The organism is Streptomyces sp. NPDC057638 (assembly GCF_042800315.1).
Taxonomy (GTDB): domain Bacteria; phylum Actinomycetota; class Actinomycetes; order Streptomycetales; family Streptomycetaceae; genus Streptomyces.
Genome location: NZ_JBHVHF010000057.1, coordinates 1 through 11,977 on the forward strand (window position 1 = coordinate 1; position 11,977 = coordinate 11,977).

Genomic DNA, 11,977 nt, shown 5'->3' on the forward strand with positions numbered 1-11,977 from the left:
GCCGGGACCGGGCGGTGGGGGCGCCCCGACCGCCGGGACCGGGCGACAATGGCCCCATGGATGTCGCCAACCCCCTGGAGCAGGCCCTCCACGCCGCACGCGCCCTGGTCCTCGCCGATCTCGCCGCCCGGGACGTGGCCGACGCCGAGGTCGTCTCCCTGGTCGAGGACGCGGTCACCCACCGTCGCTGGTGGGCCGAGCAGTGGCCCGAGGGCCGGGAGTACGTCACCGGACTGGTCGCCCAGGATGTCCAGGACGCCCTCCTGGAGCGGCACGGCCGCTGGCCGCTCTGCCCGGTCTGCGACACGGGCGACCCGCACGCGCTGGAGGTCGAGCCGGAGCTGGGCGCCGAGCCGCGCTGGGTCTGCCACCAGGCCGGGGTGGTCGTGGCGCCCGTCGGCGGTCTGCGCTGATGACGGTCTATATCGACCCACCGACCTGGCCCGGCCATGGGCGGATGTGGTCCCACCTGATCAGCGATGTCTCCTTCGAGGAGCTGCACACCTTCGCCGCCTCGCTCGGGGCCCCCGCGCAGGCGTTCGAGCGGGATCACTACGACATCCCCTCCCACCGGTACGGGGACGCCGTGGCGGCGGGCGCGGTGGAGGTCTCCAGCCGGGAGATCGTGGGGATCCTGGTACGGACGGGGCTCAGGCGGCCCAAGGGTCGGCTGAGCTGACACGGGTACGGGTCCGGTTCCGACCGTCTGGGGGCGGGATCGCTTCGGTCTGGGGGCGGGACGGGTCCGGGCGGCTCGGAATCCGATCGTGTGCGGTCGGCGGGTCACGGGGTCGGAGGTCGGGAGGCGGCGAGTCCGTCGGTGCATCCGGCCGGGTCGGTTCGTCGGTCGTCCGTGACAGGGACGGGCGGGGCCGGAGTGAGCGGCCGGGCGGCCGGGTCACGGCCGCTCAGGACAGGGGCGCCGCACGGGACAGCCCCGCCGTCCCGGTACGGGGAGGGCGGGGCTGTCGGCCGCGCGAGGCGGGTGGAGCCGGGTGGAGACAGGGGGAGCCGGGTGCCGGGGTCCCGAATCCCGGGGTGCCGGGGGGCCGGGGTGCCGGGGTCAGACCTCGGCGGGAGCGGCCGGGGCCTGCCGCTGAGGCCGCTCCGCCGCGGACGCCGCCCCAGCCGCCGTCGAGGATTCCGGCAGGGGCGCCGCCGGCGCCTCCGCCGGCGCTCCCGGCTCCTTCGGCCCGGAGGACGCCACCACACGGGAGGAAGCGGTGTGCAGCCGCAGCGAGATCGCCACCAGACCCAGCGCCACGACGAGCATGCCCGCGCCCGCCCAGGCCGTCGCCGCGTAGCCGAAGTCCAGGTCGATCACCGTGCCGCCCAGCCAGGGGCCGCCCGTGTTGCCCAGGTTGAACGCCGCCGTCGTCGTCGCGCCCGCCAGCGTGGGGGCCGCCCCCGCCACGTTGAACATCCGCGCGTTGAGCGCCGGGGCGGTGTAGAAGGCGGAGAACCCGAGCAGGAACGCCAGCGAGACCGTCAGCACCGCGCTGGAGGCGAACAGGGCCAGCGCCGCCAGGAAGAGCGTCGACGCCGTGATGCCGCTCAGCAGCACCCCGAAGAGCCGCCCGTCGGCGATCCGGCCCCCCACCGTCGTACCGATCAGCGCCCCGAGGCCGAAGAGCCCGAGGACGGTCGGGACCCAGCCCTCGTCCAGGCCCGCGACATCCGTCAGCAGCGGTGAGAGATAGGAGAAGGCCGCGAAGACACCGCCCGCCGCGAGCGCGGTGATCGCCACGGAGAGCCAGACCTGGCGGTCGCGGTAGATCGCCAGCTCGCGCCGGAGCACCGGGCGCTCCTCGGGCAGCGGAATGCGGGGGATCAGCGTCAGGACGCCGACGAGGGCGATGGCGGACGCGATGCCGACGGCCCAGAAGGCCGCGCGCCAGCCGAAGTGGTCACCGAGGAAGGCGCCGAGCGGGACGCCGAGGACGTTGGCGATCGACAGCCCGCCGATCATGACGGCCATGGCCCGCGCCCGGGAGTTCAGCGGCACCATCGCGATGGCCACGGCCGCGCCGAGCGCCCAGAACCCGGCACACGCCAGCGCGCTGACCACGCGCGACGCGAAGAGGACCTCGTAGTTCGGTGCCAGCGCGCCCGCGACCTGGCCGAGCCCGAAGACGCTGATCAGTGCGGTGAGCGTGGCCTTGCGGGGGAGGCGGAGCGTCGCGACGGCGAGCAGCGGGGCGCCGACGACCATGCCGATCGCGAACGCGGAGATCAGCAGTCCCGCCTGCGGGATGGTGACATCCATGTCGTCGGCGATCGGCGGGAGCAGACCGGAGAGCATGAACTCGCTCGTACCGAGAGCGAAGACCGAGAGGCCCAGTATGTAGACGGCGAGGGGCATGCGGGAGCGGGATGGGGAGTCGGGCATGCCTGGCGTAACCCTGTGCTGTCGGGCGGCCATTCCCATCACGGGTGTGAAACGTGTGACGGAAATGTTTCAGCGTGACGGGGGGGGCTTCGCTTCGGCTCAGACCTGCTCGCCCGGCCCCGCGAGCCGCTCCGCCCCCGTCAGCCGCTCCAGCTCCGCCGCCATGTTCCGGCGGGCCCGCTCCTCCCACCGTTCCCGCCCGTACGGGGTCCGGTAGAGCCGCTCCAGCCCGAGCAGCCCGCGCAGTACCGCCGCCCGGCCCGCGCGGAACGCGTCGTCGGGCACGAAGGCGTACTCCTCCCGTACGGCGTCGGCGTAGACCGCGTACCCCTCGGGGGTACCCGCCAGCACCGCGAGGTCCGCGTCGCACAGCACCGCGCCGTTGGCGTCACCGTCGGCGGGCGCGTGGCTGACCGTGAGGCGGACCAGCCGGGCCACCTCCGCCGTGACCGCCGCGTCCACCCCGGCCTCGGACAGCGCCCGCTCGGCGAGCCGCGCCGAGCGCTCCTCGTTCTCCGAGCGCTCGGGCAGATAGACGGCGTCATGGAACCAGGCCGCCAGCCGGACCGCGCCGGGGTCGTCGGCGTACGCGGCGAGGGTGTCGACATGATCGAGCACGGCGGTGAGGTGGGCCAGGGTGTGGTACCGGCGCTGGGGCTCCGACCAGCGCTCCAGCAGCTGGTCCGCGTAGGGGAGCGGATCGGGCCCGGGGCGGCCGTGGCGGGCGGCGGCCAGGGTGTCGTGCCACCGGGCCCGCAGGGCGGCGGGGTCGGCGTCGGCGCGGGTGGGGTCCATGCGCCGACTGTACGGAACGGGCCACGGCGCGGGACCGGCCCGTCACCCCGGACCGCCCGCCACACGGGACCGGCCCGTCGCCCCGGACCGCCCGCCACACGGGACCGGCCCGTCGCCCCGGACCGCCCGCCGCCGGTACGCCCGCCCGCACCCGCCCGCACCCGCCCGCACCCGCGATCACGGGGTGATCGCCCCCTCTCCCGGGCTCCCGGGCTCCAGACCCCCGGCCGGGTCCACTCCCGGGCCCTGAAGGCAGAAATCGGGCGAACGAGACACACTGGGTGCAGGGGGACGCCTAGCGGAACAGGGGGGCAGGGAGACACGGAGGTAGGGCTGATGCCACTCATGATCCTGTTCGGGGCGGTGCTGGTCGCGCTGCTCTGCGGAGCGATGTGGTACGACGGCCGCCGCCGTGCCGCACTGCGGGTTCCCACCCCCGAGGAGCAGCCGAAGGCTCCGGACCACCGGGCCCATATCGAGGAGGTACGGGAGGAGGACACCGACACCTTCCCGACGGACGGCGACCGGCTCCTCCCGTACAACATGCACACCCACAGCACCCACAGCACGGGCAAGGGCCGCGAGGCGCGGCCCCTGCACGGGAAGAACGTGGGTGGCGGGGCGTTCGGCAGCGGCGGCCTCGGCGGCTGAGGCGCGGCACCCGGGTCCCGTACCCGTACACGTACACCTATACGAGAAGGACCCGAGGCCCCTCCGGAGTTCCGGAGGGGCCTCGGGCCGCCGTGTGTGCGGACGGGGACTACGCCGCGGCCTTGAACCTCCGCAGCCGCAGGCTGTTGCCGACCACGAAGACCGAGGAGAAGGCCATCGCGGCGCCCGCGATCATCGGGCTGAGCAGTCCGAGCGCGGCGAGCGGCAGAGCCGCGACGTTGTAGGCGAAGGCCCAGAAGAGGTTGGACCGGATGGTGCCGAGGGTCCGCCGGGCCAGCCGGATGGCGTCGGCGGCGGCCCGCAGGTCGCCCCGGACCAGGGTCAGGTCGCCCGCCTCGATGGCGGCGTCGGTGCCGGTGCCCATCGCCAGACCGAGGTCGGCCTGGGCCAGCGCGGCGGCGTCGTTGACGCCGTCGCCGACCATGGCGACCGAGCGGCCCTCGGCCTGGAGGCGCTTGACGACGTCGACCTTGTCCTCCGGCATGACCTCGGCGATGACCTCCTCGATGCCGACCTCGGCGGCCACGGCCCGGGCCACCGCCTCGTTGTCGCCGGTGAGCAGGATCGGGGTCAGGCCCAGGGCCCGCAGCCGGGTGATGGCCTCGGCACTGGTCTCCTTGACCGCGTCGGCGACCGCGAGGACCGCGCGGGCCTCGCCGTCCCAGGCCACCGCGATGGCGGTGCGCCCGGCGGCCTCGGCCTCCGCCTTGGCCCGGCGCAGCTCCTCGGGGAGCGTGATCGCCCATTCGGCGAGCAGCTTCTCGCGGCCGACGAGGACGGCGTGGCCCTCGACGACGCCCTGGACGCCGAGACCGGGGATGTTGGCGAAGTCCTCGGGGGTGGGCAGCGTGCCGACCCGGGCGGCGGCGCCCGCCGCGACGGCCTGGGCGATGGGGTGCTCGGAGGAGTGCTCCAGGGCGCCCGCCAGCCGCAGGACCTCTTCTTCGGTGGTGTTGGCGGCGGCGGCGGTGGCGAGCAGGGTCATCTTGCCGGTGGTGACGGTGCCGGTCTTGTCGAGGACGACGGTGTCGACCTTGCGGGTGGTCTCCAGGACCTCGGGGCCCTTGATCAGGATGCCGAGCTGGGCACCGCGTCCGGTGCCGACCATGAGCGCGGTGGGCGTGGCCAGGCCGAGGGCGCACGGGCAGGCGATGATCAGTACGGCGACGGCGGCGGTGAAGGCGGCGGTCCAGCCCTCGCCGGTGGCGAGCCAGACCCCGAGGGTGCCGAGCGCCAGCAGGATCACGATCGGGACGAAGACGGCGGAGATCCGGTCGGCGAGGCGCTGGGCGGCGGCCTTGCCGTTCTGGGCGTCCTCGACCAGCTTGGCCATCCGGGAGAGCTGGGTGTCGGCGCCGACGCGGGTGGCCTCGACGACCAGGCGGCCGCCGGCGTTGAGGGTGGCTCCGGTGACGCCGTCACCGGGGGCGACCTCGACGGGGACGGACTCGCCGGTGAGCATGGAGGCGTCCACGGCGGAGGAGCCCTCGATCACGACACCGTCGGTGGCGATCTTCTCGCCGGGGCGGACCAGGAACCGGTCGCCGACCGCGAGTTCGGCGGTGGGGACGCGGACCTCCTGGCCGTCGCGCAGGACGGTGACCTCCTTGGCCCCCAGCTCCATCAGGGCGCGCAGCGCGGCCCCGGCCTTCCGCTTGGAGCGGGCCTCGAAGAAGCGTCCGGCGAGGATGAAGGCGGTGACGCCCGCGGCGGCTTCCAGATAGATGTTGGAGGCGCCGTCGGTGCGGGAGATCGTCAGCTCGAAGGGGTGGGTCATGCCGGGCATTCCGGCGTGGCCGAAGAAGAGCGCGTACAGCGACCAGGCGAAGGCGGCGATGGTGCCGACCGAGACCAGGGTGTCCATGGTCGCCGCGCCGTGGCGCAGGTTCTTCCAGGCGGCGCGGTGGAAGGGCCAGCCCGCGTAGGTGACGACGGGGGCGGCGAGGGTGAGCGAGAGCCACTGCCAGTACTGGAACTGGAGCGCGGGGATCATCGCCATCGCGATGACCGGCACGGAGAGCGTGACGGCGGTGATCACCCGCTGGCGCAGCGTCCGCAGCTCGGGATCGTCGGCCTCGCCGCCCGCACCGTCCGCATGGGGGTCCGTCTTCTCCGTCGCCGGGTCGCCGACGGTGTGCTGGGGCTTCGGCTGGGGCGGGGTGGCGCGGTAGCCGGTGGCCTCGACCGTCCCGATCAGGTCCGCTACGGAGACATCGTCGGCCCGGTAGGAGACCTTGGCCTTCTCGGTGGCGTAGTTGACCGTGGCCTCGACGCCCTCCATGCGGTTCAGCTTCTTCTCGATGCGAGCCGCGCAGGAGGCGCACGTCATGCCACCGATGGCGAGTTCTACCTCGTGATGTGTGGCCGTGTGCGTCATGGGTCCTCCCTCGTCGGCCTGATACCCCCCTGGGGTACCTCTAGCTGTCTTTATGTATACCCCCTCTAGGTATCGTACGCAAGTCCGGAAAGCAGCCCTCCGGTAGCACAGGTTCCGTGCACTGCTGCGTGGCGCGGATGGGCGCATTAGGGTTGGCATTGGACTAGACCTATCGAACTGACGTCGTCACCCAGGAGGAATGGGTTCCATGAGCAACCGTGCGGTCCTGGAGGTGATCGCTCTTGACGCCCGGGACGCGGTCGCGGCGCAGTCCGGTGGAGCCGACCGGCTGGAGCTGGTCACCGACATGGCGGCGGACGGGCTGACGCCGTCACGCGAGACGTTCGCGTCGATCCGCGCCGCCGTGGACATCCCCCTGCGGGTGATGCTCCGGCTCACCGACGGCTTCTCGGCGGGCACCCCCGAGGACGTCGACGCCCTGGCGCGCGCCGCCCGGGAGCTGCGGGCCGAGGGCGCCGACGAGTTCGTGCTCGGCTTCCTGGACGAGACGGGCGCGCCCGACACCGCCGTGGTGGAACGGCTGATCGCGGAGATCCCCGGCTGCGCCTGGACCTTCCACCGCGCCATCGACCGCGCCGCCGACCGCGACGCGCTGCGCAAGCAGCTCGCGGACCTGCCCGGCCTCGACACCTACCTCACCGCCGGAGCGGCGGCGGGCGTGGACGAGGGCCTGCCGACCCTGCTGGCCGAGGCCGCCCGCCAGGGCGAACCCGGCTACGCACCGCACATCCTCGTCGGCGGCGGGCTGCGCCTGGACCATGTCCCCGCCCTGCTCACCGCCGGGGTGACCGGCTTCCACATCGGCGGCGCGGCCCGCCCCTCCGGCTGGTCGGGCCCGGTCGACCCGGCCGCCGTGGCCCAGTGGCGCACCACGCTGGACGCCTGAGCCACCGACTCAGCCGCACGGGCCGTGGCCCCCTGCCGACCGGCGGGGGTCACGGCCCGCACGCGTGGCGGGTCAGTGCGAAGCCCCCGTCACCCCAGCTGCTCCGGCAACGCCCCCTCATGCACCACCGTCAGCCCCGACACCGCCCGCGTCAGCGCCACATACAGCCGCCGCAGCCCCGTCCGCCGGTCCGGTTCGGCCGCCACCAGGGTCGCCGGGTCGTCCAGGACGACATGGTCGTACTCCAGGCCCTTCGCCAGCGACGCGGGCACCAGCGTCAGCCGGGAGGCGGCCGTGGTCTCCTCGCCCGGGTCGAGGAAGGCGAGCCCGGCCGCCGCCAGCGCGGCCGCCAACGGCTCCACCCGTCCGTCCGCCGCGACCAGCCCGATCGAGCCCTCCCGCTCCAGCGCCCGCCGGCAGGCGGCGACGACCGCCGCGTCCAGCTCGCCGGGCGCGGCCTCGCGGACCTCCAGGGAGCCAGGCGACTCCCGTACCGAGCTGACCTCCCGCAGCCCCGGCGACATGTGCGGCAGCAGCCGGGAGGCGTACGAGATGACCTCGCGCGGCACGCGGAAACCGGCGGTCAGCTCCTCCAGGACCGCGTCCGGCTTGCCCAGATGCCCGAGGGCCTCCCGCCAGCTCCCCGTCGCCCAGGGGGTCGTGCCCTGCGCCAGGTCCCCCAGGACGGTCGCCGAACCGGTGGAGCAGCGCCGCCCCACCGCCCGGTACTGCATCGGCGACAGGTCCTGCGCCTCGTCCAGGACCACATGTCCCAGGGAGTGTGTCCGCTCCACCAGGTCCATGGCCTCGTCGATCAGGACCGCGTCCGCCGCCGACCAGCGCGCCGAGCGCAGCCCGCGCGCGGGCCGCTCCCACACCACGGTGGACTGCTCCTCGGCCGTGAGCACGCCCTCGGCGTGCTCGGCCAGGTACGACGCGTCCGACAGCAGCCGCAGCACCACCTTCGCCGGGTCCACCACCGGCCAGACCGCCTTGACGAACGCCTTCACCGCCGGGTTGCGCGCCACCGCGTCCTGCACCCGGTCGTCGGGTGCCTCGCCCGACTCCTCCATCCGTACGAGGACGGCGTGGGCGATCCGCTGCGGCAGGGCCTCCCGGGCGGCGCCGTAGCGGATGTCCCGGTCCAGCAGCTCCTGGACGATCTCCTCCAGCTCGTAGGCGGGCAGCCGCCACCGCCGTGAGCCGCGCACCACTACCAGCGGCTCGGTGGGGGTGGTGACCTGCGCCCACACCGCGTTCCGCAGCACGCGGGCCATCCGCGCGTCGCCCTTCACGGTGGCCGTCGCCGCGCCGTCCTCGCCCCGGATCTCCACATGGGCGACGAGGTCGTCGACGGTCGACTGGCGCACCTCCAGCTCACCGAGGGCGGGCAGCACCTGCTCGATGTAGTGGAGGAAGGACCGGTTCGGGCCGATCACCAGCGTCCCGGTGCGGGCCAGGCGCTCCCGGTGCGCGTAGAGGAGGTAGGCGACCCGGTGCAGCCCGACCGCCGTCTTCCCGGTGCCGGGACCGCCCTGGACGCAGACGGACCCGCCGAGCCCCGACCGTACGATCTCGTCCTGCTCCGGCTGGATCGTCGCCACGATGTCCCGCATCGGCCCGACGCGGGGCCGCTCGATCTCCCGCTGGAGCAGTCGGCTGGTACGGGCGGGCTGGGCCGGGTCGGTGAGGTCCTCGTCCTCGTACGCGGTCAGCTCACCGCCCGTATAGCCGAAACGGCGCCGCAGCCGTACGTCCTGCGGATCCGCGCGCGAGGCCCGGTAGAACGGCTGGGAGACCGGCGCCCGCCAGTCGACCACCATCGGATCCCCGACGGCATCGTGGACATGACGGCGGCCGATATAGAACCGCTGGCCCTCCTGGGTGGTGGGCAGATAGTCCAGCCGCCCGAAGAAGAGCGGGGTGTGGGCGTGGTCGGCCAGCTCCTTGATCCGGTCGGTGATCTGGCGCTGGAGGATCTGGGCGTTGACCCAGTTCGCGGTGACGTCGGAGATGTCGAGGCCCTGCACCTCCTCCCGCATGGTGCGCAGGGCCGCCCGGGAGGAGTCCAGATGGGCGCGCTCACGGGCGAGGGGATCCGGCTCGGGGGTGTGCGCGGTCGCGGTGTCCTTCATGGGTGTCCTCCGGCGGGGCGGCGGCACGCGTCCGCGCCCGGCGCGAGGGATCGCACGGCGGGCGGCGGAGCGCGGGCGGGCGGTCATGAGGGGGGCGGTCCGGTTTCCGTCCGGACGGCGGCACTCCCGGCACCGGCCCGGGGCGCGGGGCCCCGGCGGGGGAGGCGGGCAAGACGCGCGATTCTAGCGGCGCGCGGGGTACGGGTCGAACGGGTATCGCCCTGCGGGCGCGCCGGGCGCGCCGGGCGGTACGGCGGGAGGGCGGGAGGGCCGCGTCCCCGGCCGTGCTCTCGGCCGCGTCCCCGGCCGTGTTCTCGGCGGCGGCCTCCGGTACGGGCGGGGCCACCGGGGGGTACCCGGGTACGGGAGGAGGACCGCGCCCCGGTGGTGGCCGCGCCCGGCCGGGTACCGCGTCCTCCTCAGGGCGGAGGGGCCCAACCCACCGGTGTACCGGCGCTCCCCACCCCCGCCGGCCGGGCCACCTCCACCCGCTCCACCCTCATCGGGGCTCATGGCGGCCTCTCGGCGGCAGGGAGGAGGGGCGGGTCATCCCCAGGTGCCGCCCCCTAAGGGATCCCCCTATACCTGGAGTCGTACAAGCGCACGGATCGCTTTCCGTCCGTGGGCCGATGCCCGGACGGCCGCCGGACCGGACCATGGATACATGACGACAGCGACCTTCACCCCCGCCGCCACCCCCACCCAGCACGGCGCCCAGGCGACCGGCGCCGCCCCCGCCCACCCCGTCGGCGGCGCGCTCCAGGCCGTCAAGGTCTTCTTCGGCGCGGTCTTCAGCGTCGCGGTCCTCGGGGAGTACGGCGAGGAGGCGGGCGTCCGCCGCCACTGACGGCGCCGGCCTCGGGCGACGCCCCCGGCCCTCCCTCGCGCCCCTCCCGGCTTCGACGCGACGCGGTCCGCCCCCCGGCCGCGCCCCTCCGGCGGCCTCGCGAGTACCTCTCGTACCCCTCTTACCTCTCTCCCCCGCTCATCAGCTCGTCCGCGTCCACGATCCGGTACGCGTATCCCTGCTCCGCCAGGAAGCGCTGGCGATGGGCGGCGAAGTCCTGGTCGATGGTGTCCCGGGCGACGACCGAGTAGAAGCGGGCCTCATGCCCGTCCGCCTTGGGACGCAGCACCCGGCCCAGCCGCTGGGCCTCCTCCTGGCGGGAACCGAAGGTCCCCGAGACCTGGATGGCGACCGTCGCCTCCGGCAGGTCGATCGAGAAGTTCGCCACCTTCGAGACCACCAGCACCGAGATCTCGCCCTCGCGGAACGCGTCGAAGAGCTTCTCCCGCTGCGCGTTCGATGTCTCGCCCTTGATGACGGGCGCGTCCAGATGCGCCCCCAGCTCATCGAGCTGGTCGATGTACTGCCCGATGACCAGCGTCTGCTCGCCCCGATGCCGGGCGACCAGCGCCTCCGTCACCTTCCGCTTGCTGGCCGTGGTGGCACAGAAGCGGTACTTCTCCTCCGTCTCGGCGGTGGCGTAGGCCAGCCGCTCCGACTCGGTGAGGTTGACCCGTACCTCGACACAGTCGGCGGGGGCGATATAGCCCTGGGCCTCGATCTCCTTCCAGGGCGCGTCGAACCGCTTCGGCCCGATCAGCGAGAAGACATCGGACTCGCGCCCGTCCTCCCGTACCAGGGTCGCGGTGAGACCGAGCCTGCGCCGGGCCTGGAGGTCGGCGGTGAACTTGAAGACCGGCGCGGGCAGCAAATGCACCTCGTCGTAGACGATCAGGCCCCAGTCCCGGGAGTCGAACAGCTCCAGGTGGGGGTAGATGCCCTTCCGCTTGGTGGTCAGCACCTGGTAGGTGGCGATGGTGACCGGGCGGATCTCCTTGCGCGCCCCGCTGTACTCGCCGATCTCGTCCTCGGTGAGCGAGGTGCGCCGCACCAGCTCGTGCTTCCACTGCCGGGCCGAGACCGTGTTGGTGACGAGGATCAGCGTGGTCGCCTTGGCCTCGGCCATCGCCCCGGCCCCCACCAGCGTCTTGCCCGCGCCACAGGGCAGCACGACGACCCCGGACCCGCCGTGCCAGAACCCGTCCACGGCCTGCCGCTGGTAGGGCCGCAGCGACCAGCCGTCCTCGGCGAGCTCGATCGGGTGGGCCTCACCGTCGACATAACCGGCGTGGTCCTCGGCGGGCCAGCCCAGCTTCAGCAGCGTCTGCTTGATCTGCCCCCGCTCGGACGGGTGCACCACGACGGTGTCCGGGTCGATCCGCTCCCCCACCAGCGGCTGAACCTTCTTCGACCGCAGGATCTCCTCCAGCACCGGCCGGTCGGTACTGGTCAGCACCAGCCCATGCGCCGGGTGCTTCGACAGCGTCAGCCGCCCGTACCTGGCCATGGTCTCCGCCACATCCACCAACAGCGCGTGCGGCACCGGATACCGGCTGTACTCGACCAGCGCGTCCACCACCTGCTCGGCGTCATGCCCGGCCGCCCGCGCGTTCCACAGCCCCAACGGGGTGAGCCGATAGGTATGGATGTGCTCCGGCGCCCGCTCCAGCTCGGCGAAGGGCGCGATGGCCCGCCGACAGGCGTCGGCCAGCTCGTGGTCGACTTCGAGGAGAAGCGTTTTGTCACTCTGGACGATGAGGGGACCGTTCACCTGACGCGCGTCCTTCCGGCGATGGCCGCCCCCGGGGAAGGTGGGCGGGCAAAGTTCCAGTCTGCCGCATGGGGGGCGGGGAGG

General features: G+C 73.7%; 10 protein-coding genes. 5 read left to right on the forward strand and 5 right to left on the reverse strand.

What is annotated here, in order from left to right; translation table 11 throughout:
• The first annotated feature begins 56 nt into the window (after window positions 1-56).
• Window positions 57-413 (forward strand): hypothetical protein, encoded by a 357-nt coding sequence (locus tag ACFVIM_RS11180; RefSeq protein WP_384300417.1) that lies wholly within the window; start codon window positions 57-59, stop codon window positions 411-413.
• Entirely contained in the window at window positions 413-679 is a 267-nt protein-coding gene (locus ACFVIM_RS11185; protein ID WP_384300418.1) for a DUF4031 domain-containing protein, read from the forward strand. The genes ACFVIM_RS11180 and ACFVIM_RS11185 overlap by 1 nt, the downstream gene beginning before the upstream one ends.
• A 384-nt stretch (window positions 680-1,063) precedes the next feature.
• Here the strand turns inward: ACFVIM_RS11185 and ACFVIM_RS11190 are convergent, their stop codons facing one another.
• Window positions 1,064-2,362 (reverse strand): Cmx/CmrA family chloramphenicol efflux MFS transporter, encoded by a 1,299-nt coding sequence (locus ACFVIM_RS11190; protein WP_384300442.1) that lies wholly within the window; start codon window positions 2,360-2,362, stop codon window positions 1,064-1,066.
• A 126-nt stretch (window positions 2,363-2,488) separates the two neighbouring features.
• Window positions 2,489-3,184 carry a hypothetical protein gene (locus tag ACFVIM_RS11195; RefSeq protein WP_384300419.1) on the reverse strand — a complete coding sequence of 232 codons (696 nt, stop codon included), beginning with the start codon at window positions 3,182-3,184 and terminating at the stop codon, window positions 2,489-2,491.
• Here ACFVIM_RS11195 and ACFVIM_RS11200 point away from each other — a divergent pair.
• Window positions 3,131-3,835 carry a DUF6479 family protein gene (locus ACFVIM_RS11200; protein WP_384300420.1) on the forward strand — a complete coding sequence of 235 codons (705 nt, stop codon included), beginning with the start codon at window positions 3,131-3,133 and terminating at the stop codon, window positions 3,833-3,835. The genes ACFVIM_RS11195 and ACFVIM_RS11200 overlap by 54 nt on opposite strands.
• A gap of 109 nt (window positions 3,836-3,944) precedes the next feature.
• Here ACFVIM_RS11200 and ACFVIM_RS11205 read toward each other — a convergent pair whose 3' ends face one another.
• Window positions 3,945-6,233: a heavy metal translocating P-type ATPase gene (locus tag ACFVIM_RS11205; RefSeq protein ID WP_384300421.1), complete on the reverse strand. Its 2,289-nt coding sequence runs from the start codon at window positions 6,231-6,233 to the stop codon at window positions 3,945-3,947.
• Window positions 6,234-6,441: 208 nt separating this feature from the next.
• Between ACFVIM_RS11205 and ACFVIM_RS11210 the strand changes: the two genes are divergently transcribed.
• A complete protein-coding gene (locus ACFVIM_RS11210) occupies window positions 6,442-7,140 on the forward strand; it encodes a copper homeostasis protein CutC (protein ID WP_384300422.1) in 699 nt (232 codons plus the stop codon).
• Between the two features lie 89 nt (window positions 7,141-7,229).
• Here ACFVIM_RS11210 and ACFVIM_RS11215 read toward each other — a convergent pair whose 3' ends face one another.
• Window positions 7,230-9,275, reverse strand: a complete 2,046-nt coding sequence (locus ACFVIM_RS11215) for a HelD family protein (RefSeq protein WP_384300423.1) — start codon at window positions 9,273-9,275, stop codon at window positions 7,230-7,232.
• Window positions 9,276-9,939: 664 nt separating this feature from the next.
• On the opposite strand from ACFVIM_RS11215, the gene ACFVIM_RS11220 reads away from it, so the two are divergent.
• Window positions 9,940-10,122 carry a hypothetical protein gene (locus tag ACFVIM_RS11220; RefSeq protein ID WP_384300424.1) on the forward strand — a complete coding sequence of 61 codons (183 nt, stop codon included), beginning with the start codon at window positions 9,940-9,942 and terminating at the stop codon, window positions 10,120-10,122.
• Between the two features lie 121 nt (window positions 10,123-10,243).
• Here the strand turns inward: ACFVIM_RS11220 and ACFVIM_RS11225 are convergent, their stop codons facing one another.
• On the reverse strand, window positions 10,244-11,893 hold the full coding sequence (locus ACFVIM_RS11225; RefSeq protein ID WP_384300425.1) for a DNA repair helicase XPB: 1,650 nt from the start codon (window positions 11,891-11,893) through the stop codon (window positions 10,244-10,246).
• Window positions 11,894-11,977: the final 84 nt, after the last annotated feature.

What these genes read in the sequence shown, in the direction of transcription:
- ACFVIM_RS11190 (WP_384300442.1), bottom strand. Translation starts at nt 2,362, where the DNA reads ATGCCCCTCGCCGTCTACATACTGGGCCTCTCGGTCTTCGCTCTCGGT.
- ACFVIM_RS11205 (WP_384300421.1), bottom strand. Translation starts at nt 6,233, where the DNA reads ATGACGCACACGGCCACACATCACGAGGTAGAACTCGCCATCGGTGGC.
- ACFVIM_RS11215 (WP_384300423.1), bottom strand. Translation starts at nt 9,275, where the DNA reads ATGAAGGACACCGCGACCGCGCACACCCCCGAGCCGGATCCCCTCGCC.
- ACFVIM_RS11195 (WP_384300419.1), bottom strand. Translation starts at nt 3,184, where the DNA reads ATGGACCCCACCCGCGCCGACGCCGACCCCGCCGCCCTGCGGGCCCGG.
- ACFVIM_RS11185 (WP_384300418.1), top strand. Translation starts at nt 413, where the DNA reads ATGACGGTCTATATCGACCCACCGACCTGGCCCGGCCATGGGCGGATG.
- ACFVIM_RS11210 (WP_384300422.1), top strand. Translation starts at nt 6,442, where the DNA reads ATGAGCAACCGTGCGGTCCTGGAGGTGATCGCTCTTGACGCCCGGGAC.
- ACFVIM_RS11220 (WP_384300424.1), top strand. Translation starts at nt 9,940, where the DNA reads ATGACGACAGCGACCTTCACCCCCGCCGCCACCCCCACCCAGCACGGC.
- ACFVIM_RS11180 (WP_384300417.1), top strand. Translation starts at nt 57, where the DNA reads ATGGATGTCGCCAACCCCCTGGAGCAGGCCCTCCACGCCGCACGCGCC.